26 protein-coding genes, 1 tRNA gene and 1 pseudogene are annotated in these 26,081 nt (G+C 63.7%); 22 read left to right on the forward strand and 6 right to left on the reverse strand.

From position 1 onward, the window contains the following. Positions 1–310 precede the first annotated feature (310 nt). Together QA649_RS19480 and QA649_RS19485 are read left to right on the forward strand one after the other, a co-directional pair. Positions 311–384 (forward strand) — tRNA-Gly (locus QA649_RS19480). A gap of 199 nt (positions 385–583) precedes the next feature. Further along, the gene (locus QA649_RS19485; RefSeq protein WP_283025597.1) at positions 584–895 is read left to right on the forward strand and encodes a hypothetical protein; all 312 of its coding nucleotides are present in this window, start codon (positions 584–586) and stop codon (positions 893–895) included. Positions 896–916: 21 nt separating this feature from the next. Here QA649_RS19485 and QA649_RS19490 read toward each other — a convergent pair whose 3' ends face one another. Continuing rightward, on the reverse strand, positions 917–1,159 hold the full coding sequence (locus tag QA649_RS19490) for a hypothetical protein (RefSeq protein WP_283025598.1): 243 nt from the start codon (positions 1,157–1,159) through the stop codon (positions 917–919). Between the two features lie 93 nt (positions 1,160–1,252). Here QA649_RS19490 and QA649_RS19495 point away from each other — a divergent pair, with 93 nt between their 5' ends. The 14 genes and pseudogenes from QA649_RS19495 (at position 1,253) to QA649_RS19560 (ending at position 15,417) form a co-directional block, all read left to right on the forward strand. Then, positions 1,253–1,720, forward strand: a complete 468-nt coding sequence (locus tag QA649_RS19495; RefSeq protein ID WP_283025599.1) for a metallophosphoesterase family protein — start codon at positions 1,253–1,255, stop codon at positions 1,718–1,720. A 189-nt stretch (positions 1,721–1,909) separates the two neighbouring features. Further along, positions 1,910–2,638: a Crp/Fnr family transcriptional regulator gene (locus QA649_RS19500; RefSeq protein ID WP_283025600.1), complete on the forward strand. Its 729-nt coding sequence runs from the start codon at positions 1,910–1,912 to the stop codon at positions 2,636–2,638. 359 nt (positions 2,639–2,997) lie between these two features. After that, positions 2,998–3,261: a hypothetical protein gene (locus QA649_RS19505; protein ID WP_283025601.1), complete on the forward strand. Its 264-nt coding sequence runs from the start codon at positions 2,998–3,000 to the stop codon at positions 3,259–3,261. A gap of 197 nt (positions 3,262–3,458) precedes the next feature. Next, positions 3,459–4,529, forward strand: coding sequence for a GDP-mannose 4,6-dehydratase (gmd, locus tag QA649_RS19510; RefSeq protein WP_283025602.1), 1,071 nt, complete (start codon positions 3,459–3,461; stop codon positions 4,527–4,529). Then, complete coding sequence (locus tag QA649_RS19515) at positions 4,501–5,454, forward strand: GDP-L-fucose synthase (RefSeq protein WP_283025603.1); 954 nt, start codon at positions 4,501–4,503, stop codon at positions 5,452–5,454. Before gmd ends, QA649_RS19515 begins: the two co-directional genes overlap by 29 nt. Before the next feature lie 76 nt (positions 5,455–5,530). Further along, the gene (locus tag QA649_RS19520; RefSeq protein ID WP_283025604.1) at positions 5,531–5,983 is read left to right on the forward strand and encodes a DUF2231 domain-containing protein; all 453 of its coding nucleotides are present in this window, start codon (positions 5,531–5,533) and stop codon (positions 5,981–5,983) included. Further along, positions 5,980–7,314 (forward strand): sorbosone dehydrogenase family protein, encoded by a 1,335-nt coding sequence (locus QA649_RS19525; protein WP_283025605.1) that lies wholly within the window; start codon positions 5,980–5,982, stop codon positions 7,312–7,314. Before QA649_RS19520 ends, QA649_RS19525 begins: the two co-directional genes overlap by 4 nt. Before the next feature lie 34 nt (positions 7,315–7,348). After that, on the forward strand, positions 7,349–7,552 hold the full coding sequence (locus QA649_RS19530) for a hypothetical protein (RefSeq protein ID WP_063682698.1): 204 nt from the start codon (positions 7,349–7,351) through the stop codon (positions 7,550–7,552). Between the two features lie 438 nt (positions 7,553–7,990). Next, positions 7,991–8,971, forward strand: coding sequence for an aromatic ring-hydroxylating dioxygenase subunit alpha (locus QA649_RS19535; RefSeq protein ID WP_283025606.1), 981 nt, complete (start codon positions 7,991–7,993; stop codon positions 8,969–8,971). A 279-nt stretch (positions 8,972–9,250) separates the two neighbouring features. After that, positions 9,251–10,648 carry an MFS transporter gene (locus QA649_RS19540; RefSeq protein ID WP_283025607.1) on the forward strand — a complete coding sequence of 466 codons (1,398 nt, stop codon included), beginning with the start codon at positions 9,251–9,253 and terminating at the stop codon, positions 10,646–10,648. Between the two features lie 123 nt (positions 10,649–10,771). Then, positions 10,772–11,598 (forward strand): annotated as a pseudogene (locus QA649_RS19545) (3-keto-5-aminohexanoate cleavage protein). A 130-nt stretch (positions 11,599–11,728) separates the two neighbouring features. Continuing rightward, positions 11,729–12,934: an MFS transporter gene (locus tag QA649_RS19550; protein WP_283025608.1), complete on the forward strand. Its 1,206-nt coding sequence runs from the start codon at positions 11,729–11,731 to the stop codon at positions 12,932–12,934. A 168-nt stretch (positions 12,935–13,102) separates the two neighbouring features. Further along, a complete protein-coding gene (locus QA649_RS19555) occupies positions 13,103–14,332 on the forward strand; it encodes a CaiB/BaiF CoA-transferase family protein (protein WP_283025609.1) in 1,230 nt (409 codons plus the stop codon). A 209-nt stretch (positions 14,333–14,541) separates the two neighbouring features. Next, on the forward strand, positions 14,542–15,417 hold the full coding sequence (locus QA649_RS19560) for a 3-keto-5-aminohexanoate cleavage protein (RefSeq protein WP_283025610.1): 876 nt from the start codon (positions 14,542–14,544) through the stop codon (positions 15,415–15,417). Positions 15,418–15,663: 246 nt separating this feature from the next. On the opposite strand, the gene QA649_RS19565 is transcribed toward QA649_RS19560, so the two are convergent. Then, positions 15,664–15,822, reverse strand: coding sequence for a hypothetical protein (locus QA649_RS19565; protein ID WP_283025611.1), 159 nt, complete (start codon positions 15,820–15,822; stop codon positions 15,664–15,666). Between the two features lie 78 nt (positions 15,823–15,900). On the opposite strand from QA649_RS19565, the gene QA649_RS19570 reads away from it, so the two are divergent. Continuing rightward, entirely contained in the window at positions 15,901–16,293 is a 393-nt protein-coding gene (locus tag QA649_RS19570; protein ID WP_283025612.1) for a RidA family protein, read from the forward strand. A gap of 59 nt (positions 16,294–16,352) precedes the next feature. Here the strand turns inward: QA649_RS19570 and QA649_RS19575 are convergent, their stop codons facing one another. Beyond that, positions 16,353–17,015, reverse strand: coding sequence for a TetR/AcrR family transcriptional regulator (locus QA649_RS19575; protein WP_283025613.1), 663 nt, complete (start codon positions 17,013–17,015; stop codon positions 16,353–16,355). Between the two features lie 311 nt (positions 17,016–17,326). On the opposite strand from QA649_RS19575, the gene QA649_RS19580 reads away from it, so the two are divergent. The 3 genes from QA649_RS19580 to QA649_RS19590 all read left to right on the forward strand — a co-directional run bounded on the left by QA649_RS19580 (position 17,327) and on the right by QA649_RS19590 (position 20,630). After that, the gene (locus tag QA649_RS19580; protein ID WP_283025614.1) at positions 17,327–18,562 is read left to right on the forward strand and encodes an acyl-CoA dehydrogenase family protein; all 1,236 of its coding nucleotides are present in this window, start codon (positions 17,327–17,329) and stop codon (positions 18,560–18,562) included. A 146-nt stretch (positions 18,563–18,708) separates the two neighbouring features. Next, positions 18,709–19,767 carry a phosphotransferase family protein gene (locus QA649_RS19585; RefSeq protein ID WP_283025615.1) on the forward strand — a complete coding sequence of 353 codons (1,059 nt, stop codon included), beginning with the start codon at positions 18,709–18,711 and terminating at the stop codon, positions 19,765–19,767. Between the two features lie 236 nt (positions 19,768–20,003). Then, positions 20,004–20,630 (forward strand): LysE family translocator, encoded by a 627-nt coding sequence (locus QA649_RS19590; protein ID WP_283025616.1) that lies wholly within the window; start codon positions 20,004–20,006, stop codon positions 20,628–20,630. Positions 20,631–20,750: 120 nt separating this feature from the next. Here QA649_RS19590 and argE read toward each other — a convergent pair whose 3' ends face one another. Then, positions 20,751–21,944: an acetylornithine deacetylase gene (gene argE, locus QA649_RS19595; protein ID WP_283025617.1), complete on the reverse strand. Its 1,194-nt coding sequence runs from the start codon at positions 21,942–21,944 to the stop codon at positions 20,751–20,753. A 158-nt stretch (positions 21,945–22,102) separates the two neighbouring features. Beyond that, a complete protein-coding gene (locus QA649_RS19600) occupies positions 22,103–22,777 on the reverse strand; it encodes a TetR/AcrR family transcriptional regulator (RefSeq protein WP_283025618.1) in 675 nt (224 codons plus the stop codon). Positions 22,778–22,871: 94 nt separating this feature from the next. Between QA649_RS19600 and QA649_RS19605 the strand changes: the two genes are divergently transcribed. Further along, entirely contained in the window at positions 22,872–23,354 is a 483-nt protein-coding gene (locus tag QA649_RS19605) for an anthrone oxygenase family protein (RefSeq protein ID WP_283025619.1), read from the forward strand. Between the two features lie 1,048 nt (positions 23,355–24,402). On the opposite strand, the gene QA649_RS19610 is transcribed toward QA649_RS19605, so the two are convergent. Next, the gene (locus QA649_RS19610) at positions 24,403–25,188 is read right to left on the reverse strand and encodes an SDR family oxidoreductase (protein ID WP_283025620.1); all 786 of its coding nucleotides are present in this window, start codon (positions 25,186–25,188) and stop codon (positions 24,403–24,405) included. A 134-nt stretch (positions 25,189–25,322) separates the two neighbouring features. Between QA649_RS19610 and QA649_RS19615 the strand changes: the two genes are divergently transcribed. Then, a complete protein-coding gene (locus QA649_RS19615; RefSeq protein ID WP_283025621.1) occupies positions 25,323–26,021 on the forward strand; it encodes a histidine phosphatase family protein in 699 nt (232 codons plus the stop codon). Positions 26,022–26,081: the final 60 nt, after the last annotated feature.

A 26,081-nucleotide genomic window follows, 5' to 3' on the forward strand; every position in this document is an offset into this window, starting at 1 on the left:
GGCGCACGAAAAAGGCGCGGCGGGGAGGCCCCGTCGCGCCCGATTTCTTGCTCGCTGGTCCAGGGCTGAGAACGCCCCGATGCCAAGCCCTTTTCAAGCCTAGCGGGCGATCCCAGCGAGGTGACAGCGCTTGAGATAAGACACTGGATCACCTCCTTTCGTTGGTTTCGGGAGATTTCAATATAGGGCGGGATCGCCCGGCCGTTAAGGGGTGGGGCGAGAGGCCGGGAACAAGAGGCGTTCACGACGCGGGAAAGACCGTCCGGAGGCAGTTGAGACCGCCGCCCGGCCGTGTTAGGGGATCGCCAACGCGGGTGTAGCTCAATGGTAGAGCAGCAGCCTTCCAAGCTGAATACGAGGGTTCGATTCCCTTCACCCGCTCCAATGTTTTCAAGAACTTGTTGGGCAACTCGCTTTCGGTTCGGACAAGCTGACTTTGCTTGAAAAAAGAGGCCGACCCCACCCAATCACTCCATCGCTCATGACATCTCTGCAGCGCGCGTTGCTGCGCGGCAGAGCAGGACTATATTCTCTTGACGCAGGGAGGGACCCCGGATTCTACCACCTAGAAGGAGGTTGACCCGTGAACGTCTTCAATCGCTCAGTTCTGGTCCCGGCGCTTCTAGCCGCAGCTCTCGTGCCGGCCAGCGAACGACTTGTCGGTCTCGCTTATGCCGAAACGGACGCGGATGTTATCGCGGTCCAGATACGCAATCAGGGCCTTACTTGCGACAAGCCGCAACAAGCCACGCGGGACGAAAAGCTGTCGAAGCCGGACTACGATGTTTGGGTCGTCAAATGCGAGAACGCTACCTACAGAGTTGGCCGATATCCAAACTTGCCAGCGAAGATCGAAAAACTGAACGGCGATGAGGGAGCTGACCGCAAAAAATAACGGCTGATCGCGCGCAAGTCCTCACGCATCGACCGCCCCCGGCTTCGGGGCTCCATCACCTTGCCATCGGCTTTTGTGGATCATCGCGGCGCTGCGCCGCGTCCGTGTTCCGGTCCAGTTGCGCCCGCTCGCTGCGGCGCAGATGTCCCGATCGTCTGACGCGTACCAGATCACAGCGCCAAGGACGAACGCGCCGATGAACCAAAGCGACAATGCCGTGGCCGAGACGTCTCCCAAAAACATGCCAACGCCGCTATTGCCCATCCGCGTGCTCCCGTTAGATGTGCGGGCAATGCGGGCGCGCTGTCGTGGTTCCTAAGCGCGGGCAGGGCATCGGCAGGACGCCAGGAGAGCGCTGTGACGACGATCGGGGTGATTTCGGACACGCACGGGCTGCTGCGGCCGGAAGTCGAGTACTACTTTGCCGGGGTCACGCATATCATTCATGCCGGCGATATCGGCGCCGAGCATGTGCTCGCGGGGCTGCGCAGGATCGCGCCTGTCACGGCCATCCGCGGCAATGTCGATAGCGGCGATTGGGCACGGAACTATCGGGATACGGAAACCGTGCGCCTCGGCCGGTACTTATTCTATGTCCTGCATGATCTGAACGAACTCGAGAGCAAGCCTGCCCCCGACGGCATCGATGCCGTGATCTACGGTCATTCGCATCGCGCAAGCGTCAGGACGGCCGACGGCGTCCTCTATCTAAATCCCGGAAGCGCCGGGCCGAGACGCTTCAAGCTCCCGATCACGCTGGCGACGCTCGATCTCGATGATGGTGCCGAGCTTCGGCCGGTCATGCACACGCTCGGTGGGGCCTAGCCAGAACCAGATCAAAGTTATGATTTTGCTCCAAAACTTGCTCGATGGGGCATTTTGGAACGATCTTATAACATTGCGTTGTCTTACATCATCGGCAGACAGTTCTCGGGCGCCGGTGCTGAGAGTGTAGCGCTCCCGCCTGACAGGCCGGAGTGGTTTGTACATTCGGGTCTCAAAAAGGAGCATCCGATGCCGGCAAACCTCGCTTCCGCGCTAATCACGAAGCTGACCGTGTCCAACGATCTGGATGCCGACGACATCCGCGCCATTCAGGGCCTTCGGATTCGCGAGCGGCATCTCGACGCTGGCGAGATTATCGTGGCCGACGGAGGGCGGCCCACTGACTGTTGCCTGATCGCGGATGGATTCGCGTTCCGGTCGAAGACGACGGCGGATGGAGAACGACAGGTTCTCTCCATCCACATCCCGGGAGAAATCCCTGACCTTCAAAGCCTTCATCTCAAGGTCATGGATCATGATCTTGTCACCGTCACCCGTTGCAACCTGGGCTTCATCTCTCACGACGATCTGAGAGCGATCAATCAGCAACGCCCAAACCTGGCAGCGGCCCTCTGGCGCGAAACGCTGATTGATGGATCGATCTTCAGGGAATGGATCGTCAACGTCGGACGAAGGGAGGCGACACCGAGAATGGCCCACCTGTTGATTGAACTGCATCGGAGGCTCACGGCAATCGGTCATACGCGAAATGGGGAGTTCGGCTTGCCCATTACTCAGGCCGACCTTGGAGATTGCCTGGGATTGTCGGTCGTGCATACCAACCGGGTGCTCCAAAACCTCCGGAAGGAGGGATTGGTAGCGGTGAGCAGATCAGAGTTTCACATCCTCAAGCCCAGGGAGATGGAAGAGCTGGCGGGCTTCGACCCGACCTATCTGCATCTCAGTCCGAGCACTTAATTGAGCTTTTGGGCACGCACATCGATGCGGTAGAGCGGATCACCCTCCCGGTGGACAACGAGGGACCAATCGCCTCCGTTGGGGTTGAGCGTGGATTCAATGTCCCTCACGGTGCGGAGCGCATTGGGCAGCTCTTCGCTGTCAGAGAAGTCACCGTCGTTCGAGATCTTGAAGGAATATCGCGTCATCCAGTTGAACGGCGGGGACCGGCGAGGCGTTCCTAATCGTCAGCTGGGTCCACGCTCGGAACACACGGGTTGCAGCGGGACAATGGAGGTTGAGGGCGGAGGCAGCTTTAGGAACGATCGGGCCGGGTTGCGGTTGCGGCAACGAAGGCAGTCGAATGACAGTGTGATTTGATGACGCATATCATCTTCAGCGACTACCGCAATGCGGCCGCCGAACAGGCATATGACATCGCGTGGGACTTTCTCGCGCGCACGGGGGCGATCCGGGATGAATTCGAGGCGTGCGTATTCCTCGCGCAGCGCGTCGCCACGATGGTTGACGAAGGACAGACCAATCGCATCCGGATGGCCAATCGCGCGATCTCCGAATATCAGCATCACATCATCGAAGGCGGCGATCTCGCCCGCTGTGGCGGCTGTCGCGGCGCGCAGTGAGCCTGCGGGTCGCCCTCACGCGCCGAAGCCCTTCTAAAATGCCGAAAGCGGCGATCCGGGACCATCATCAGGCCAACAAAGCCGGTAACCCTTTTCCCATATTGGGTTGACCCCGGCGGCCGATCTGTCAGAGAAGGACAGCGGCCGGAACGGGAAGCCGGCGGCCCCTCGAGGTGTGTTGGGAGTGGGTGGCACATATGGCTGAGCGGATCGCTCTCATCACCGGCGTGACCGGCCAGGACGGCGCCTATCTCGCCGAATATCTGCTGTCGCTCGGCTATGTCGTGCACGGCATCAAGCGGCGCTCGTCCTCGTTCAACACGGCGCGCGTCGACCATCTCTACCAGGACCCGCATGTCGGCAACGTGCCGTTCTTGATGCACTATGGCGACATGACGGATTCGACCAATCTGATCCGCCTGGTGCAGCAGATCCGCCCCACAGAGATCTACAATCTCGCCGCGCAAAGCCACGTCGCCGTCAGCTTCGAGAGCCCGGAATACACTGCGAACGCCGACGCCCTCGGCGTGCTGCGCCTGCTGGAGGCGATCCGCATCCTCGGCATGGAGAAGGAGACGCGGTTCTACCAGGCCTCGACCTCCGAGCTCTACGGTCTCGTGCAGGAGATTCCGCAGAAGGAGACGACGCCGTTCTATCCGCGCTCGCCTTATGGCGTCGCCAAGCTCTACGGCTACTGGATCACGGTGAACTACCGCGAAGCCTACGGCATGTTCGCGTCCAACGGCATCCTGTTCAACCATGAGAGCCCGATCCGCGGCGAGACGTTTGTGACGCGCAAGATCACGCGCGGCGTGTCGCGCATCGAGATGGGTCTGGAAGACACGCTCTATCTCGGCAATCTCGAGGCGAAGCGCGACTGGGGCCATGCCAGGGATTACGTCGAGGGCATGCACAAGATCCTGCAGGCCGACAAGCCTGACGACTTCGTGCTCGCCACCGGCGAGATGCACTCGGTGCGCGAGATGGTCGAGCTGTCGTTCGCGCAGGTCGGCCGCCGCGTCGTCTGGCGCGGCAAGGGCGTCGAGGAAACCGGCATCGACGAGAAGAGCGGCAAGACGGTCGTGAAGATCGATCCGACCTATTTCCGCCCGACCGAGGTCGATCTCCTGATCGGCGATGCCAGCAAGGCGCGCGAGGTGCTCGGCTGGACGCCGAAGCGGACGTTTGCGGAGCTCGTCGCGGAGATGATGAGAAGCGATCTGGCCGAGGCGAAGCGGGATGCAGGCCATGGCAAGCCTACCGTTTGAGCTCAAGGGCAAAAGCGTCTACGTCGCCGGCCATCGCGGCATGGTCGGCAGCGCGCTCGTGCGCCGGCTCGGAGCGGAGGATGTCCAGCTCGTCACGGTCGCCAGGGGCGAGATCGATCTGCGCAACCAGGCCGCGGTGTTCGACTGGTTCGCAAGGGTGCGGCCGCAGGTGGTGTTCCTTGCCGCCGCAAAAGTCGGCGGCATCGTCGCCAATGATACGCTGCGCGCCGAGTTCATCTACGACAACATCGCGATCGCCGCGAACGTGATCCAGGCCGCGCATCGGAACGGCACGGAGAAGCTGATGTTCCTGGGCTCCTCCTGCATCTATCCGAAGCTGGCGCCGCAGCCGCTGCGCGAGGACTCGGTGCTGACAGGCCCGCTGGAGCCGACCAACGAGCCCTATGCGATCGCCAAGATCGCGGGCATCAAGATGGTGGAGGCCTATCGCAGCCAATACGGCTGCGATTTCATCAGCGTGATGCCGACCAATCTCTACGGCCCCGGCGACAATTATCACCCCGAAATGAGCCACGTCGTCGCCGCCCTGATCCGCCGCTTCCACGAGGCCAAGGTGTCGGGCGCGAAGAGCGTCGTGGTCTGGGGCACCGGCACGCCGCGGCGCGAGTTCCTCTATGTCGACGACATGGCAGATGCCTGCGTGCACCTGATGAAGACCTATTCCAGCGCGGAACTGGTCAACATCGGCACCGGCGAGGACATCGCCATCGCCGAATTCGCGCGCCTCGTCGCCGACATCGTCGGCTATGGCGGCGAGATCAGCTTCGATACGTCGCGGCCTGACGGAACGCCACGCAAGCTGCTCGACGTCAGCCGTCTGGCAAAACTCGGCTGGCGCGCGACGACCTCGCTTCACGATGGCTTAAAGCGCGCCTATGCGGCGTATCAGGCGGGCGCGCAGTGACCGCGCTGCAGTAGGAACCTTCGCCGCAAGCGCGAGTTGGCCGGTCGGGCAGGGCGAAAGCCATACGAGGTCGACCGTGCAGGAAGACATGCGCGTGCGCAGCACCGCGCAAATCGCAGGCCACCCGATTCATCCGATGCTGGTGCCGATTCCGATCGCGTGCTTCATCGGGGCGCTGCTGACCGACATTGCCTATGTCGTCAGCGCCGAGATCATGTGGGCGAATTTCTCCGCCTGGCTGCTGCTCGTCGGCGTCATCTTCGGCGTGCTGGCGGCGATTGCGGGCCTGACCGATTTTCTCGGCAACCGCCTGGTGCGCGCGCAGCCGCCGGCCTGGCCGCATCTGCTCGGTAACGCGGTGGCGCTGGTCCTCGCCACCCTCAATGCCCTGATCCATACGCGCGATGGCTGGACGTCGGTGTGGCCGACCGGGCTCATCCTGTCGATCATCACCGTCCTGATCCTGCCGGTCACCGGCTGGCTCGGCTGGGCCATGGTCTACCGCCACGGCGTAGGAGTTGCGCGATGACGTCCACGCTTGCCCGCGCGCTTGTGTGCACCTTGCTGCTGTGCCTCGCCGGCTGCGACGATGGCAGCGGCGATCCCAGGGCGCAGATCGGCGCCAACCCGAAGCTCCCCGAGATCCAGCAATATTGGCTGCCGCCGATGCATATCGCGCGCATCGTCGGCTGGAAGAAGGACGAGACGCCCTCGGTCGCACAGGGCCTGCAGGCCAAGGCCTTCGCTACCGGCTTGCAGCATCCGCGCTTCCTCTACGTGTTGCCCAACGGCGACGTGCTGGTGGTGGAATCCAAGGCGCCCAAGGGGGCTCCGATCAAGCGGCCCAAGGAAATCGTGATCGGCTACGTCGAAGCCTGGGCGACGTCAGGCGGCGATACCGGCGAGAGCAATCGCATCACGCTCTTGCGCGATACCAACGGCGACGGCGTGCCGGATACGCAGAGCGTCTTCCTCGACCATCTCAACTCGCCCTTCGGCGTCGCGCTGGTCGGCAACGATCTCTATGTCGCCAACACCGACGCCATCGTCAAATATCCCTACACCGAAGGCGATACCAAGATCACCGCGCCGGGCACGGTGCTGACGCCGCTGCCGGGCGGCCCGATCGATCATCACTGGACCAAGAGCCTCGTCGCGAGCCCCGACGGCTCGAAGCTCTATGCCGGCGTCGGCTCCAACAGCAACATCACCGAAAACGGCATGGAAGCCGAGCACAATCGCGCCGCCATCCTCGAGGTCGACCGCGACAGCGGCCGCTGGCGCATCTTTGCGAGCGGCCTGCGCAATCCGAACGGCCTCAGCTTCGAGCCGCAGACCGGCGCGTTGTGGACGGTCGTGAACGAGCGCGATGAGCTCGGCCCCGACCTCGTGCCCGACTATATGACATCGGTGAAGGACGGCGGCTTCTATGGCTGGCCCTACAGCTATTACGGCCAGCATGTCGATCCCCGCGTCAAGCCGGAGCGGCCCGACCTCGTCGCCAGGGCGATCATGCCCGACTACGCCCTGAGCTCGCATGTCGCCCCGCTGGGAATGGCTTTCTACACCGGCACAAGCCTGCCGAGCGCCTATCGCGGCGGCGCCTTCGTCGGCGAGCATGGCAGCTGGAACAGGCAGAACCTGAACGGCTACAAGGTCGTGTTCGTGCCGTTCAGCGACGGCAAGCCGAGCGGGCCGGCACAGGACGTCGTCACCGGCTTCCTGAAGAGCGACAACCACGCGCGCGGCCGTCCTGTCGGCGTCGCCATCGACAAGACCGGCGCGCTGCTGGTCGCCGACGACAGCGGCAACACGGTGTGGCGGGTGAGCGCGACGCATCCGCAGCTCACGCAGCGATAAGTGCCTGGATATTGGAGAGCTGGAGGAGGAGACCATGGGCCTTGCTCAATACGCGATCGTGCCGGTGCAGGACGAATGGGGCGTGCTGCATGACGGCGACGTCAAGAGCAGATACGCCACCAAGGAAGCCGCCTTCGAGTCGGCGGTCGCGGCAGCGTCGCTGGCGCTGCGCGAGGGACATGAGGTGCATGTCAGCGTGCCCGGTCGCGAAGCCGGCGAGAATGCGCTGGGAATTTAGCTTCATCGTCGTGTGACCTGAACAAGGTCAGGACCTGACAACCGCCGCCCGGTGCAATCGACCGTCCGCGCTGAGGCGTGGCGGCCGCAACGATTGTTTAAACGATCGACGAATCCAGCGGCCGCATCCACTTGATCGCTGGCCTATCGCGGCTCGCAAGCGACGGGCAGGGACGACGCCGGACCTCGTATGCTTCAAAACTCATTCGCAGTCGTACAATCTCGATATTCTGGTTGACGTGTGCGCATCCAGGGGTTGTATTGAGCCTCAGAGCATGAATTTGCGGGAGAGGGAAGCCCACCTGTCACTCCGCGCGACCGCATGCGTGATGACCGCCTGTCCGGCTGGACCAGTGGCGAGTGAGGTGAGGTCATGGTGATCGCGTCAACCTGGGACACCGAGAGAGCCGATTATCGCGCCATCGTCAACGAATGGCACGTGGTCCGCCGGAGCGAGGAGGTCGCGGAAGGCGCCATCGTGCCGGCGCGCCTGCTTGGCGAGGACATCATCCTGTGGCGCCACGACGGCGAGGTTCACGCCTGGAAGGACTATTGCCGTCATCGCGGTGCGCGCTTGTCGCTCGGCTGGGTGAAGGACGGTTGCGTCGTCTGCCCCTACCATGGCTGGGAATACGGCACCGATGGAGCCTGCCGCCGTTACCCGGCTCATCCGACGACCCGCCCGACGAGCCGAGCCGCGGCATTCCGCCATCAGGCGGTCGAGCGGTATGGATACATTTGGGTCTGCATGGGCAATCCAGTCGCCGCTGTTCCTCCGTTTCCCGTTTGGGAGGATGCGACCTATCGCAAGGTCCAGGCCGGGCCGTACTACTACAATGCAAATGCTCTTCGTGCCGTGGAGAACTTCCTGGACCCGGCGCACTTTCCGTTCGTGCACGCCAACCTCAATGGCAACCCCGATGATCCCGACGAACTCGTGGATTACGATGTCGTGTTGACGGATGAAGGCTTGCGCACGAGCGAGATCACCTTGTTTCAGCCCTACGGCGATCATCGCGGCATTCCCATCACGGCGGGCTATCATTACTACTGCTTCCGCCCCACGACGGCCTATTTCGACAAGAAGACCGGCGAGGTTGAGCGCTTCTGCACGTTCATGGCCGTCACGCCGATCGATCTGGAAAACTGCGTGCTGCATCTGACCGCCGCCGTCAACTACGGCTTTGATGTCGGCGTCGAGCAGATCGTGGCGCGCCTGGACAAGGTGTACGAGCAGGATCGCGTGATCGTCGAGTCGCAACGCCCGAAGACTTTGCCGCTTCAACCCAAGGACGAGATACACCTGAGAAGCGATCTTCTCGGCGTGGAGTATCGCCGCTGGCTTCGTGCTTTGGCGGGTGAAGGACCCATGCCGGATCGTGCGCAAGGGGCGGCGGCCGAGGGCGCGGTCGCAAACTGAGTGACCGGGCGAAGCGCAACGCGAGTGACGATGAGGAAGGCGCTTTGAGCCGCGGTGGGCTTCAAACGTCCCGCCGCGTAAAATAACATCATGTTAGGTTTATCGCATAACTGGGTAATTGTGTTAGCCCGGCGAAAGCCTATTGTTGCGACCAATCAGACAGCCATCGGCAATGACAAGCGCTCCGCGAAGCCCCGCAGAGCGCCCGGAGAGTGCTGTCCGATGTCGAACGAAGCCCGCCAACGGGACGTCGAGAAACCCAGAGGAGGAATTTCTGAGATGACCACGACACGCGCGATCCATGACAGGAGTCAGTCCAAGAAGGCTGCTGCGAGCGGCTGGATCGGTTCGGCTCTCGAATATTATGACTTCTTCATCTACGCGACTGCCGCTTCGCTGATCTTCCCGCAAATCTTCTTTCCGTCGGAAAATCCCACCGTCGCCATCGTCGCATCGCTGGCGACCTATGGCGTCGGCTATGTGGCCCGTCCCATCGGCGCCTTCGTGCTCGGACATTGGGGCGACACCCATGGCCGCAAGACCGTGCTCATCGTCTGCATGTTCCTGATGGGCATCTCGACCATGGCGGTCGGTTTTCTGCCGACCTATCAGCAGGTCGGCATCCTCGCCCCGATCCTGCTCGTCATCCTGCGGCTCGTGCAGGGATTTGCCGTTGCCGGTGAAATCTCCGGCGCGAGCTCAATGATCCTGGAGCACGCGCCGTTCGGCCGGCGCGGCTTCTATGCGAGCTTCGCGCTTCAGGGCGTGCAGGCCGGACAGATTCTCGCGGCGGCCGTCTTCCTGCCGCTGGCCGCCTACATGCCGACCGAGGCCTTCAACAGCTGGGGCTGGCGGATTCCCTTCCTGCTCAGCTTCTTCGTCATCGTCGCCGGCTACATCATTCGCCGCGAAGTCGACGAAACCCCCGCCTTCGCCCGCGAGGGCGAGCGGGGAGAAACGCCGCGGTCGCCCATCGTTCAGGCCATCAAGCTGAGCTGGCGCGACATGCTCAGGGTCATCTGCATGGCCCTGATGAACGTCATCCCCGTCGTTGCGACCATCTTCGGTGCGGCCTATGCGGTGCAGCCGGCCTATGGCATCGGTTTTGCCAAGGACGTCTATCTGTGGATCCCGGTGCTCGGAAACATGCTGGCCATATTCGTCATTCCCTTTGTCGGCAATCTCTCCGACAAGGTCGGCCGCAAGCCTCCGATCATCGTGGGTGCGCTGCTCTCCGGCCTGCTCGCCTTCGGCTATCTCTATGCGATCAGCATCAGGAACGTGCCGCTTGCGATCCTGCTGTCGCTGCTGATGTGGGGCGTCGTCTACCAGGGCTACAACGCGATCTTCCCGAGCTTCTACCCGGAGCTGTTTCCGACCCGCACCCGGGTGTCGGCGATGGCGATCTCGCAGAACATCGGTACGACCATCACCGCGTTGCTTCCCGCCTTGTTCGCGACCGTGGCACCTCCCGGCTCGGACAACATCCCGTTGACGGTGGGGGCGATCGCCTTCGGCATCACGGTCATCGCGGCGCTGGCGGCCGTCTCGGCGCGGGAAACCTATCGGATCCGCATCGACGATCTCGGCAACCCCAAGGCCGTTCCGATGCCACAGGCCGACTATGAGCGGCAGCGTGCGGAAGCTGCGAGCGGAGCGGCCGCAGTTCAGACCTGACGGAAACGCAACGAGCCATGCCGCTGCGAGCAATGATGTTTGCAGCGGCAGGCTCGACGCGTTACGTGATAACCCACTCGAACCTGCTTTTGCGCGCGAGCGCGATCATCATGAGGTCCAGGGATGAACCCCGTCGTCGTTGCTGTCGCCATCACCGGCTCCGTTCCGCGCAAGAAGGACAATCCGGCGGTGCCGATCCTGCCGTCTGAACAGATCGAATCGACCCACCAGGCCTTCGAGGCCGGTGCCACGCTGCCCATATCCATGTTCGCAACGATGACGAGACGCCGTCCTCGGATCCCGAGCGCTTTGCCCTGGTGCAGGAGGGCATCAGGATACATTGTCCGGGGATGATCGTTCAGTTCTCGACCGGCGGGCGAGGGCGCGATCCCTCGGCGCGCGGATCATCGCTCTATCTCAAGCCGGACATGGCCTCGCTCTCCACGGGGTCGGTGAACTTTCCGACCATCGTCTACGAGAACGGCGCCGCCCTGGTCGAGACTCTCGCCACCGGCATGAAGGCGAATGGCATCCGCCCGGAGATCGAGATCTTCGATCTGTCACATCTGCATGGCGCCCGTCGCCTGATCGAGGCGGGGCTGATGGATTCACGTCCGCACGTGCAGTTCGTCATGGGCGTGAAGAACGCGATGCCGGCGGACGAGCATGTCCTCGACATCCTCCTGGGCGAGCTCAGGCGGCTGATTCCGAAAGCGACCTGGACGGCCGCCGGGATCGGGCGCCACCAAGCCGAGGTCATGGGCTGGGCGCTCGCGCGGGGCGCCGACGCAGTTCGCACCGGGCTCGAGGACAATATCAGGATCGACAAGACGCGCCTCGCCGCCAGCAACGCAGAGCTGGTGACCGTCGCCGCCGAGGCTGTCACGCGCCACGGCCGGCGCGTTGCGACCCCGGCCGAGGCGCGATCCTTGCTCGGGCTCGCGGGATAGGGGCTACTGCCTCCCCCTGACATGCTCAAGGCTGCCGACTGCCATTCGGTGGCCGGCATTCCGCTGCGCCAAGACTCCCGCTATGACGGGTCTGTGCACAGGCACGCAGCTGGGGCAGGCGACGTTTGGAATGCGGTTCTTGAAATCTGACGGCAGGCTCATCGGGGTCCTGCTGGTGCTTGCAATCACCCAATTGGTTGGATGGGGAACGATAGGCCTTCCGCCCATCATCGGCCGTGACCTTGCCGCCGATCTCGGCATGAGCCTGCCGATGGTGTTTGCGGGCACCTCGACACTTTACGTCACCATGGGGCTTTGCGCGCCCTGGCTCGCCAAGGCTTTCGCGCGGCATGGGGCGCGCAAGGTCATGATGATCGGCACCGTCGTCAGCGTGCCCGGATTCGTGCTGCTGTTCTTTGCGCGCGACCCGGCCCTCTATTTCGCCGCCTGGATCGTCTTCGGCCTTGCCGGCAGCGCCACGCTCTCGACCGGCGCCTATATCATGCTGAACGAGGTCGCCGGGCGGCAGGCCAAGAGCGCGATCGGCGCGCTCATGCTGGTGACGGGGCTTTCGAGCAGCATCTTCTGGCCGGCCACATCGTTCCTGAATGGTCTCGTCGGCTGGCGCTGGACGTGCCTCGTCTACGCCGCCATGCTGATCGTGGTCTCGCTCCCGCTCTATGCGTTGGCCGCGCCGCGCCGGAGCGTCGCGAAGGACGAGGGCCCGGCGCCGGCAAGGCACGCGGATGCGCCGCCGGTTGCGCGCAGCACCTTCGGACTCGTCGTCTCCGCGATCACCCTCAATGCCTTCGTCAATTTCGGCCTCGGCGCCGTGTTCATCGAGCTGCTGCGGGCGGAGGGGCTGGCGCCGGCGCAGGCGGTCGCGTTCGGCTCGATGCTCGGCGTCATCCAGGTCAGCGCCCGCGGGCTCGACTTCCTCGGCGGCGGGCGGTGGGACGGCATCACGACGGGGCTGGTGGCCGGCACGGCGCTTCCCGTTGCCATGCTGCTTTTGATGATGAGCGAAGGTGCGACCTGGGCGGTCGCGGTCTTCATCCTGCTCTACGGTGCCGGCAGCGGCGCGATGGCGGTGGCGCGGGCGACCATCCCGCTGGTGTTCTACGACCAGGCCGAGTTCGCCAAGGCGATGTCGATGATCGCATTGCCGCTCAATCTCGCCTCCGCGCTGTCTCCGCCGCTGCTGGCCGGCCTGCTCACCCAGTACGGCAGCCGCAGTGCGCTCGGTCTCACCTTCGTCTGCTCCTGCGCAACGGTACTGATCCTGGTCCTGCTCGGCCGGCGGCGGCCGCAGGTGGCGGCCGCAGCAGCGACCTGACGCTATATTCGCGACACGGAAATTCTCAGCACGGTCGCTCCCGCTGCCGGCGCGCGGATGCCCTTATGCCCGGAGCGCAGTGCTCAGGGCGCGAAAATGGTGTATCCGCAATGAGCGCGGCCTGGCTGGAGCCACCGCGCCAACACCAGTTCCCCGGAGGAAACCGACATGTCGGCCTTGCCGCTCTCAGGCATCAAGATCCTTGATCTCACGCGCGTCCTTGCCGGGCCCCTGTCGGCCCAGATGCTGGGCGATCTCGGCGCGGAGGTCATCAAGATCGAGCGGCCGGGCACCGGCGATGACGCGCGCGCTTTCGGCCCGCCTTACCTGACCGATCCCGACGGCAGGGCCAACAACAACAACTCGTTCTACCTCTGCGCCAACCGCAACAAGAAGTCGGTCACGGTCAACATTGCCAAGCCGGAGGGGCAGGCGATCATCCGCGAGCTCGCCAAGGACGTCGACGTCTTCATGGAGAACTACAAGGTCGGCGACCTCAAGCGCTACGGCCTCGACTACGAGACGATCAAGGCGATCAACCCCGGCATCATCTATTGCTCGGTGACCGGCTTCGGCCAGACCGGCCCCTACGCGCCGCGCGCCGGCTATGACGCGATCCTGCAGGCGATGGGCGGGCTGATGAGCGTCACGGGCCATATCGACGGCGAGCCGGGCGAGGGCCCGATGAAGGTCGGCCCGTCGATCGTCGACTACATGACCGGCATGAATGCCTCGATCGGGATTCTCTCGGCGCTTTACCATCGCGACGCCAATGACGGGCAGGGACAGCACATCGATGTCTGCCTGTTCGATACCGTGATCGCATCGCTGTCGCACTGGCTGCAGATCTATCTCGTCAACGGCAAGACGCCGCCGCGCCGCGGCACCTGGGGCAATGGCGGCATGCCGGCCGGCGTATTCCGCTGCACCGACGGCGAGCTGATGCTGGTGGTCGGCAATGACGGTCAGTTCCAGCGCACCTGTGCCGTGCTCGGCGAGCCTGAGCTCGCCAATGACAAGCGCTTCGTCAAGAACAACGACCGCGTTGTGCACGGCAAGGAGATCATGGCGATCTTCGCCGGCCTGTTCCTGAAGCAGCCGGTGGCCTACTGGCTGGACAAGCTGGAGGAGGCCGGCGTGCCGTCGGGGCCGATCAACAATTTCGAGCAGGTGTTCTCCGATCCGCACGTCCAGTCGCGCGGCATGCGGGTGAAGACCGAGCACAAGTTCGAGCCGGAGCTGTCGCTGATCCGCAATGCGCTGACCTACTCGGAGACCCCGATCAAGAACTACCGCGCCCCGCCGCTGCTGGGGGAGCACACACAGGAGGTGCTCGGCGGCAAGCTCGGCTACGATGCCGGGAAGATCGAGGAACTGAAGCAGCAGGGGATTATCTAGCGCTCTTACCCTCCCCTGGAGGGGGAGGGTCGATGCGCATGCAGCGAAGCGGAATGCGCAGCGGGGTGGGGTGACAGTCTCTCTGCGTTGAACAGTGCCCGTGTGGGGAGATCACCCACCCCGACGCTTCGCGCCGACCCTCCCCCTCCAGGGGAGGGTAAGATAGGCTTGCGCTCCTAAAGTCACGGCGAGATCGGGACAACCACCGCATGACCGGCAAAACCATCATCACCTGCGCCATCACGGGCAATCTCACAAAACCCGAGCAGTCGCCGTATCTCCCCATCACCCCCGAGCAGATCGCCACATCCGCGCTGGAAGCCGCCGAAGCCGGCGCGGCCATCGCCCACATCCATGTGCGTGATCCCTCAACGGGGCGGCCCTCGATGGCGATCGATCTCTACCGCGAAGTGGTCGAAAAAATCCGTGCCCGCAACAAGAGCCTCGTCATCAATCTGACGACCGGTCCCGGCGGCCGCTTCGTGCCCTCGGTCGAGGATCCCCGCATCGCCGGTCCCGGCACGACGCTGCTGCCGCCCGAAAAGCGCGTCGAGCATATCGAGCTGCTCAAGCCCGACATCTGCACGCTCGACCTCAACACCATGAATTCCGGCGGCGAGGTCGTGATCAACACGCCGCGCAATGTCCGCATCATGGCCGAACGGATGAAGGCCGCGGGCGTGCTGCCGGAGATCGAGCTGTTCGATTCCGGCGACTGCCATCTGGCGCGCGACCTGTTCGCCGACAGCACGCTGAAGGGCCCGGGCCTGTTCTCGCTCGTGCTCGGCGTGAAGTACGGCTTCTCGGCGACGCCGGAGACGATGTTCTATGCCCGCAGCCTGCTGCCGTCGGGCGCGATCTGGTCCGGCTTCGGCATCGGCCGCGCCGAATTCCCGATGGTCGCGCAGGCCTATTTGCTCGGTGGCCATGTCCGCGTCGGCATGGAGGACAATCTCTATATGTCGAAGGGCGTGCTGGCGAAGACCAATGCCGAGCTGGTCGCGCATGCCGCGGGTATCCTGAAGAGCCTTGGTGCGAGCGTTGCGACGGCGGAAGATGCGCGTGCCATGCTGGGGCTGGCATAACGCTGCGCCGGCACCGGATCGCTAACCATAGACTGGTGACGACAACGTGGCGCTCGCGCGGCCTTGCGTGGAGCTTGCGCGCAATCCCCAGATAATCCCGGTCCGTAGTCGCACAGGCTTCCACTCGGCGCGCGACTCTGATTCGATCTCTTCACGTGAGCGCGGGAGGGAATAAATGTCCTACACCATCGGGTTTCAGTCCAAGAACCAGAAGTCCATTCTGGCGACTGAGGCGGCAACCGCCAATCAGGCCGTCGCCATCATTGCCGCACTGCGGCAAAGCGCCGACGAAATAAGTTCATCCGCTCGCCGCAGGAAGGTGAGATGGGCATCGAGATGCTGCTGCTGCTCGCCAAGGAAGAAGCCGAGGAGATGCCGCAGCGGGCGTAATTTCGCCGCAACCACACTTCGAGCTTAAGCGAAGCATGCCGGCTGCAGAATGATGTAGCAAGGCGTCAGTCTCGCTTGAACCGAAGGTGGCCCATGAAACGCGAAGCGCTCCGCGTCGAACCGATCTCGTCATTTCTGGATCGCTGGAAGGCGCCGACCTCGCCGGTGACGCGCGCCGGCAACATGATTTTCGTCGCCGGACTGCCGCCGTTTGATCCCGCGACCGGCGAGATCGCCGCCGCGCCGATCGAGCGCCAGAGCGAGCTCATCATGGAGCAGATGAAGCTGTGCCTCGAGGCGGCCGGCGCTTCGCTCGACAACGTCATGAAGTGCAACGTCTACTGCACCTCGACAAAACACTTCGCCGCATTCAACGCGGTCTATGCGCGCTATTTCCCGCACGATCCGCCGGCGCGGATCTTCGTCTGCACGCCGGAATGGTTTGGTCCCTTCGACGTCGAGATCGACTGCATCGCGATGATGTGAGTCTCTAAAGTGCGCATGATCTTTTCGGAAAACCGCTTCGCACTTTTCCGGATCATGCGCTAACGCGCCGCGACCTTCGCCGGCGCCTTCGCCTCGGCCTTACCCGCCGTCAGCGCCATCGTCGCGACGCTGACGACGCGCGCGACGACGTCCTCGACGTCGTCGAGGTCGCATTTGCCTTCCGACAGCTTCGTCAGGCGCTCGCTCTCGCGAATGGTGTGGTGCGCCATCGCGAGCGCGAAGTTGAGGCCCCAATAGATATCGACGTCGCTGCGGTCGGGCAGGGACCTGCGCATCGCACCGGCGAATTTGCGCAAATGGTCGATCTCGCGGTTCTTGATGCGGCGGATCGGCGGCACGGATTCGATCGAGGCGCGGATCATGAAGCGCGCGGCGGTGGAGCGCTGGTTCTCCGGCCCCAGGCAGCCGCGCAAGGTCGGCCCGACCAGCGCGCGCAGGATCACCTCGATCGGCGCGCGGCCGCCGCCCTCTTCCTCAGCGGCCTTCAATTCGCGCAGGCGCTCGCGGTTGGTGGCGATCGAGCGGGTGACGAATAATTCCGCGATCAGCTCGTCCTTGGAGCCGAAATGATAGTTCACCGCGGCGAGGTTGACGCCGGCCTCGGCGACGATGTCGCGCAGCGTCACGTCGCCGAAGCCGCGATCGGCATAGAGCCGCTCGGCGGCGGCGAGAATGGCAGACCTCGTATGATCGCTGGCCATGACTCTTGTCCCGTCATTCCGGGGCGACGCGCCAGCGTCGAACCCGGAATCTCGCGCCACATTTCGGGATTCCGGTTCGGCCCTGCGGGCTGCCCCGGAATGACGTCGTGAGCGAGGGAGTTGCAATTCAAACAGTTGTATGAAACTATCGTTTGAAGGCCGGGAAAAGTCAATCCGCAATCGGGACTCGTTCGCAACTGCGATCGGTTCCGCAAGGCTCGCCAGTGTGCGCATTCGCGCTTGCGGGCTACGCGCGGCGGGAGGACAGTCCGGCGCAAAAGGACCAGCGAGAGAGAAACGAGGAGCGTCCCATGGATTTCGACCTGTCCCCCAAGCAGAAGGAATGGCTCGACCGCGTGCGGTCCTTCATGGCCAAGCACGTGCGCCCGGCGGTGCCTGTTTATGATGAGCAGGACCGCAGCGGCGAGCGCTGGAAGGTCATCCCTGTGCTCGAGGACCTCAAGAAGAAGGCGAAGGCCGAGGGCCTCTGGAACATGTTCATGCCGCCGAACGAGCATGAAGATGATGAATTCCGCGGCGCGGGATTGACCAATCTCGAATACGCGCTGCTGTCGGAAGAGATGGGCCGCATCACCTGGGCCTCGGAAGTGTTCAACTGTTCCGCGCCTGACACCGGCAATATGGAAGTGTTCATGCGCTACGCCACCAAGGAGCAGAAGCGCAAATGGCTGCGTCCGCTGATGGACGGCGAGATCCGCTCGGCCTTCCTGATGACGGAACCCGCGGTCGCCTCGTCCGACGCCACCAACATCGAGACCCGCATCGAGAAGGACGGTGATCACTACGTCATCAACGGCCGCAAGTGGTGGTCGTCGGGTGTCGGCGATCCCCGCTGCAAGATCGCGATCCTGATGGGCAAGACCGATCCGAAGGCCGCCAAGCACCAGCAGCAGTCGCAGATCCTGGTTCCGCTCGACACATCAGGCATCAAGGTCGAGAAGATGCTGCCCGTGTTCGGCTTCGACGACGCGCCGCACGGCCACGCGCAGGTGCTGCTCGAGAACGTGCGGGTGCCGAAGGAGAACATCCTGCTCGGCGAAGGCCGCGGCTTCGAGATCGCGCAGGGTCGCCTCGGCCCGGGCCGTATCCACCACTGCATGCGCACCATCGGCAAGGCCGAGGAGGCGCTGGAGAAGATGGTGAAGCGGCTCGCCTCGCGCTCCGCGTTCGGCAAGAGGATCATCGAGCATTCGGTGTGGGAGCAGCGCATCGGCGAGGCCCGCACCGACATCGAGATGAACCGCCTGCTGTGCCTCAAGGCCGCCGACATGATGGACAAGGTCGGCAACAAGACCGCCCAGCTCGAGATCGCCATGATCAAGGTCGCCGGTCCCAACATGGCCTTGAAGATCATCGATCAGGCGATCCAGGCTTTTGGCGGCGCCGGCGTCTCGGATGAGGCGGGCCTTGCCAAGGACTACGCCCACATCCGCACGCTTCGTCTCGCCGACGGTCCGGATGAGGTGCACAATCGCGCCATTGCCAGACTTGAACTTCGGAAGTATGCAAACTCTCCCAGTCATTAACAGGGGGAGCCAAGCGGCGCTCCCGACTTGAAGAAACGACGGGGCATGATCCACGGCGGACGACGGCTTGACGCAAGTGCATCAGCTGTGGCCCGCTAGGATCATGCTCGACCTGAAATGGTCAGGACTGAAGAGGGAGCGTCACCGTGGCTGACGGCGTCAGGAAAGACGAGGAGTTCTCGGGCACCAAGCCGGTCGAGGAGCGGCATCGTTTCGACGAGCTGCGCCTCGAGGCGTGGATGCGCGACAACGTCGAAGGTTTCGAAGGCCCGCTGGTCGTGCTGCAGTTCAAGGGCGGCCAGTCCAACCCGACCTATCGCCTCAACACGCCGAAGCGTTCCTACGTGATGCGCCGCAAGCCGTTCGGCAAGCTGCTGCCCTCGGCGCATGCGGTCGATCGCGAATATCGCGTGATCGCAGCGCTTGGAAAGCAGGGCTTTCCGGTCGCGCACGCCTATGCGCTGTGCCAGGACGACAGCGTCATTGGCGCTGCCTTCTACATCATGTCGATGGAGGAGGGCCGGGTATTCTGGGATCCGACGCTGCCGAGTCAGGATCCTGACGCGCGCCGAAAAATCTTCACCAGCAAGATTGAGACGCTGGCGAAACTGCACATGTTCGATCCCGTCGCAATCGGCCTCGGCGAGTTCGGCAAGCCTGGCAATTATTTCGCGCGGCAGATCGACCGCTGGACCAAGCAGTACCGGGCGTCCGAGACCCAGCACATTCCCGAGTTCGAGAAGGTCGCCGAATGGCTGCCTAAGACCGTGCCGGAGCAGGCGCGCGTCTCGATTGTCCACGGCGACTATCGCCTCGACAACATGATTTTCCACGCAACGGAACCGCGCGTGCAGGCCGTGCTGGACTGGGAGCTGTCGACGCTCGGCGATCCCATGGCCGACTTCACCTATCTGCTCATGCAGTGGATCATGCCGGGCCTGCAGGGCGTCGACCTCAAGGCGCTCAACATCCCGAGCCTGGAAGAGGCGGCGCAGATCTATTGCAACGTCACCAGGATGAGCGTGCCTGATCTCAACTGGTATTTCTCCTACAATCTGTTCCGCCTCGCGGGCATCACCCAGGGTATCGCCGGCCGCATCCGCGACGGCACCGCCGCCAACGCCAAGGCGCTGGAATCTGCCAAGCGTACCGTGCCGCTGTCGCAGGCGTCATGGGAGTACGCGCAGAAGGCGGGGGCGGTGTAGGACTTGCGAAGGCGCGGCCGATGTGTCCGCGCCTTTTGCTTCACCGAAGCTCTTGTAGGGTGGGCAAAAGCGCGCAGCGCTGTGCCCACCATCCTTCGGTGATCGCGGTGAAAGTGGCGGGCACGCTTCCGCCTTCGCTCTTCGAGCTACGGCGGACAAGTCGCTTTGCCCACCCTACGGCAGCGTCGCCTGGCGAAAGGCCGCCGTTGCACTGATCCGCCTTCGGAGCCGCGCCTATGATTGATCACACCACGCTCATCACATACGTCCTCATCGTCCTCGGTTTTGTCTTCATTCCCGGTCCGGCGACGTTATTGACCATGGCGCGGGCCGTCAGCTCGGGCACGAGGGTGGGCATCGCGACGGGGGCGGGGATTGCGGCCGGTGACTTGATCCACACCTCGATGGCGATCGTCGGGCTGTCGGCGATCATTGCGACATCCGCGCTGCTCTTCAGCATCGTCAAATATGCCGGCGCGGCGTTCCTGATCTATCTCGGCATTCGCGCCATGCTCGACAAGGCGCCGATCGAGTTGAACGGCGCTGCGCCCGCGATCGGCGCGGGCCGTGCCTTCCGCCAGGCCGTGCTGACCGAAGTGCTCAATCCCAAGACCGCGCTGTTCTTCCTTGCGTTCCTGCCGCAATTCGTGCGGCCGGAGCACGGTGCGATCGGAGTTCAGCTTGCGATCCTCGGCACCGTCTTCGTGCTGCTCGGCCTGCTCAGCACCGTCGTGTTCGCCGTCGGCGCCGGCCGTCTCGGCAATCTACTGCGCCGCCATCCGGCGGTGGTGAAGTGGCAGGGCAAGGTGGTCGGCGCCATCTACTGCGCTGTCGGCGTGCGGCTGGCCTTGCAAGAGCGGTGAGGCGCAGCGCTAACTCTCCTAGGGTGGGCAAAAGCGCGTAGCGCTGTGCCCACCATCTCTCCGCGATCGCGGTAATAGTGGTGGGCACGCTTCGCTTTGCCCACCCTACGGCAGCGTCGCTTACGATGCCCCCTTCGCGCAATGCGCGATCAGCTTCTCCACGAACCCTGCGCACTTCTCCAGTTCCGCCATCTCCACGAACTCATCCGGTGTGTGCGCCTGGGCGATCGCGCCGGGGCCGATCACCACCGAGGGGATGTCGGCCATGCTGGCGAACAGGCTCGCCTCGGTGCCGAAGGCGACCTTGGCGTGGTCGTTGCGCCCCGCAAGGCTCTTGGCCAGCGTGACGATGGCCGCGTCGGCGGCGGTGTCGAGCGCGGGGTAATCTAGGATCTCCTCGAAATCGATGCCGCAGTCCGGATGCCTCGCCTTCATCGCCGGCTCGAGTTCCGCCTTAGCCCATGCGACGATCGCATCCGTCACCTCGCGCGACTCGGTGATGCCGATGCCGCGGCATTCGAAATCTACCGTGCAGGTGTCGGGCACGATGTTCAGCGCGGCACCGCCATGCACGATGCTGGTGAGCAGGGTCGAGTGCGGAACGTCGTAGAGGCTGTCCGTCGATCGCGCAGCCGCGAGCGCCACCGCGCGGCGGCGAATCTCGACGATCAGCTCGGCTGCATATTCGATCGCATTGACGCCGTCGGGCGCGATCGAGGAGTGGCGGGCGAGCCCGTGGAACGTGGCGCGGACGCCGTGCTTGCCCTTGTGGCCGATGATGACCTGCATCTGGGTCGGCTCGCCGATGAAGGCACCGAGCGGCCTGACCTTCTTCTTCGCTACCTCACGCAGCATCGGCCGCACGCCGACGCAGCCGATCTCCTCGTCATAGGAGATCGCCAGGTGAATCGGCGTCTTGAGCCTGGCTTCCAGCATCTCCGGCACCATGGCAAGGCACACCGCGACAAAGCCCTTCATGTCGGTGGTGCCGCGGCCGTAGAGCTTGCCGTCACGCTCGATGAGCTTGAACGGATCATGGCTCCAGTCCTGCCCCACGACCGGAACGACGTCGGTATGGCCCGACAGCACCAGGCCCGGGCGGTCCTCCGGCCCGATCGTGACCCACAGCGAAGCCTTCTGCCCGGTCTCGTCGACGATGCGCTCGCCCTTGATGCCGAGGAAGGCGAGATAGCTCTCGATGTGGGCGATCAGGGGCAGGTTGGTGCGGTCGCTGACGGTATCGAATGCAACGAGCTCAGCGAGGAGGTTGCGGATGCGATCGGGTCTTGACGTCGGGAAGATCGGGTTCGGCATTGTCATTTCTTGTCGTGAGAACGGAAGCAGAAGCGCTTGCAGGAACCATACCAATGTGAACGTCCAATGAGCAAATCAACACGGGCCGGAGGCCGTAGCCCGGATGTTGCTTCGCTCCATCCTGGCTACGGACAGCGCGTTTGCCTGACCAGCAAATGTCAGCGCCTCGTCTTGCCCGCGAGATGTTCCACGGCAGCAAGATCGTGCGGCAAGAGCTGCTTGAACAGTGCCAGGGATCGCCGGCCTTCCGATGGCGGCAGCATGATCGCGTGGCGCACGGCGGCGGCAATCAGCACCATCGTCATCTGTGAGAAGGAGGCGAGGGCGGCCGCCGGGACGCCGGGCGCGACGCGCTTCAACGCATCGCCGAGCAGGCCGGCGAGAAAGGCGACATCCTCCTCGTCGATCTTCTGCAAGCTTCGGTCGGCCTGTGTTGCCTGCCAGATGTGATGCGCCACCGGGTGCTCGCGGAACATCTGCTCATAGCCGTCGGTGATGCGACTGAGGGCTGCGTGCAGGTCGGGGAGTGCTTTCATCTCGGCGAGGTCGCGCCGGACGCACTCCCGGCCGATGGCATTGCAGCGTTCGGCGAGCGTCCCGATCACCGTGCTCTTGTCTGGAAAATATTGGTACAGCGAGCCGAAGGCGATGCCGGTGCGCTCGACGATGTCGCTCATCCGGAAGCCGTCGCTGCCTTTCTCGGCGAGGATTTCGGTGGCCGCGGTCAGGATGCGCTCGAAGCGCTCCCGGCTGCGCTCCTGCGTCGGCACCAGCGCAGTGCGCCGTCCAGCCGGCTGCGTCGCTTTGCCCGTCCTGCTTTTCCGTTCCGTCATCCCGGTTCCCGCCATTCGCGCTTGACGCCACAAATAAGAGAGTTTATCGCCTTTATCAAATACGAGAATTTATCGTGTTTCACGGAGGCGAGGCATGCGGCAGGTTTTCACGACCGGGCTTCTCTGGTTTTCGGCGGTTGGCTGCGGCCTCATGGCCGGGATCTATTTCGCCTTCTCCACCTTCATCATGACCGCGCTCGGACGGCTCGATCAGGCCGCCGGCATCGCGGCAATGAATGCGATCAATGTCGATATCGTGCGCTCGCTGTTCATGCCGCTGTTCCTCGGCACGACGGTGGCGGGCGCGGCGCTGGCGGCAATGGGCGCATTGCGCGTCGGGGAGCCGGGTGCGGTGGGCATGATGACCGGCGGCGGGCTCTATGTCGTCGGCATGTTCGTGGTGACGATGGTGTTCAACGTGCCGCTCAACAACAGCCTGGCCGCGCTGCAGCCGTCAGCGCCCGAGGCCGGCGCGGTATGGACGACTTATTTGAAGGACTGGGTGTTCTGGAATCATGTGCGGACGGTGGCGTCTGTGGTTGCGAGCGCATTGTTCATTGCGGTGCTGGCCTCGTAGTCCGGATGGAGCGCAGCGCAATCCGGGGTCTTCGTGCTCGACGGCAGCTCCGTAGCCCGGGTGAGCGAAGCGATACCCGGGGATAACTCGCCGTGGCATCCCGGATGTCGCTTCGCTCCATCCGGGCTACGAGACCTTGCGTTGCCCGTCGCGCAAAACACGCTAGCGATCGGTCAATGCGCCCTGGCGAAAATATTCCACTTTACCGAAATTCGGAAACAGCGTATCCGTCGCCGCAGCCCGGCCCAAGGAAGAGGGGCGTATCGCGATCGTCACGAACGCGGGCCGGGCGGCGGTGGACGCAGGTGGCGTTGGCGCGAACGGGTTTGCAGGGCGGGAGACCGTGAGCAAGGACCTCGCGCATACGACCGATGCCATCAGCGTACGGCAAAATCGTGTGGTCCTGACGCCCGGGGTCTGTGCGTCAAGTCTTGCGGTGATGTGGCGGCCCGACCGGGCACGCGCATCGTTCATCTGCACGGCGACGGGGGCAATAGTGCATCGCTCCCCGGGGAGAGCACGACATAAGCCGTCAAACCACTGCGCAGGGAAGGCCGTGTGTTGGGCTTCACCTGTATGCCGCTGTGCAAATTCTTGTTGCCACCTTCGCACAGTGGACCGTGGGTGCCCGGCCGGCATCCGGTCTTCCCTGCGCCCTCTTTCAATTGGGGGTGAGACGACGAGGCAAAGCTCGGGCGAAATGAGCCGCGAGGATGCAAAGCTGTGTCTGCGAGGGAAGATCGAATGCCAGTGTTGCTGCGAACACCAATCCATCACCGTCACCCTGAGGTGCCGGAGCGAAGCGGAGGCCTCGAAGGGCGACGGCCCGGCTGCATCTCGGCCGTTCATCCTTCGAGGCTCGGCTTGCGATGCATTCGCATCACAAGCCTCGCACCTCAGGATGAGGGGATCGATGCTGCCGCCGTGGCGGCATTCTGGATTGCTTCGCTGCGCTCGCAATGACGATGTGGATGCAGGTGTGCGCGGAAACTTGGGTCTCGCGCCCCGGACGCTTGCGCTGCGTCGCGTCCGGGACACGAGACCTATGCTAAACTGGTTTCCCCGTATACGGCATCGATGCCGTCAGGCCGCCGTCCACCGGGAACGCCTGGCCGTTCACGTACGAGGCTTCGTCGCTTGCCAGGAACAGACCCATCGCCGCGAGCTCGTGCGGCTGTCCGGGGCGCTTCAGCGGATTGAGCTGGCCGATCTTGTCCTGGGTGCCGCGTTCCTTGGCGCGGTCGAAGATCGGCTTGGTCATGCCGGTTTCGATCAGGCCCGGGCAGACCGCGTTGATGCGCACGCCGGTGCCGGTGAGCGAATAGGCGGTGGTCTGCACGAGCGAGATCACGCCGGCCTTGCTCGCGGCATAGGGATGCCCGCTGGCGCCGGCCTTGAGGCCCGCGACGGAGGCGGTCAGCACGATCGCGCCGGACTGCTGCTTCACCATATGCGGCATCGCATGCTTCACCGCGAGGAACGGCCCGATCAGATTGACGCGCAGCACTTCCTGCCACTGCTCCACGGTCTGTTCGCCGAGCGGGACGAGCCCGCCGGAGACGCCGGCATTGGCCCAGATCACGTCGAGCCGGCCATGCGTCTTCACCGCCTTGTCGATGACGGCGATCACGTCCTTTTCAGAGCCGGCATCGGCAACCATCGCTTCCGCGACACCGCCGGCCTTCTTGATCTCCGCGACGGTCTCGTTCACCGCCTCGGTGCGATCGACCGCGATCAGTTTTGCGCCTTCCTTGGTGAACAGCAGCGCAGCCGCACGGCCGATGCCGCTGCCGGCGCCGGTGATGATGACGGATTTGCCTTGCAGACGGCCCATGCGCTTCTCCCTTGTGGTGGCCCCGCGACGCTTGCCGCGCGGCGGAATTTCAAACAAGATTTCAAACGGTAAAGTGTCTTGAGACACGTTGCCTACTCACGTACAGCGACATCAGACGGGATGGAAGGGTTTCGATGGCAGCCGAAGACAAGCCGAATGTGGTCATGACACGGTGGTGGTGGGTCCGTCACGCGCCGGTGCGCAATGACGGCGGCAACATCTACGGGCAGAGCGATATCGCCTGCGACACCAGCGACACCTATGTGTTCAATGCTGTTGCCAAAGTGCTGCCACGCAAGGCGGTCTGGTATTCGAGCAATCTTCAGCGAACGCATCAGACGGCTGAAGCGATCTGGGCGGCCGGCTTTCCGCGGCCTGCCTCGATGAAATGGGAAGCGGACCTTGCCGAGCAAAATCTCGGACGCTGGCAGGGCATGAACCGGGCCCAGTTCATTGCCAGCCGTCCCGTCGGCACCAGCTGGTTCGCGGACATCAACGAGCCGGCGCCCGGCGGCGAAAGCTTCATGGATCTCTACAACCGCACCCGCCGTACCATCGAGCGCATCAACGTGGAGGCGGCGGGGCAGGACATCATCGCGGTCGCGCATGGTGGCACCATCAAAGCCGCCGTGGGGCTCGCGCTCGGTGACTTGCCGGAGCAGGGGCTCGCGTTCGATATCGACAACGTGTCGGTGACGCGGCTCGACTATTTCGCAAGCCCGGAGCGCACCGTCTGGCGGCTGCCGATGGTCAATCAGCAGCCGTGGATCGCGGACGACGCGCACGCGGCGATGCATCAGCCGGCGGGACCGGAAGTCAAGAAGCTCGCCTAAAGCCATTGTCCGCTCGTGCGAGCGGCATAAGCTCCGGGCCAATCAAATCGTACTCAGGGA

Source organism: Bradyrhizobium sp. CB1717 (genome assembly GCF_029714325.1).
Taxonomy (GTDB): Bacteria; Pseudomonadota; Alphaproteobacteria; order Rhizobiales; family Xanthobacteraceae; genus Bradyrhizobium.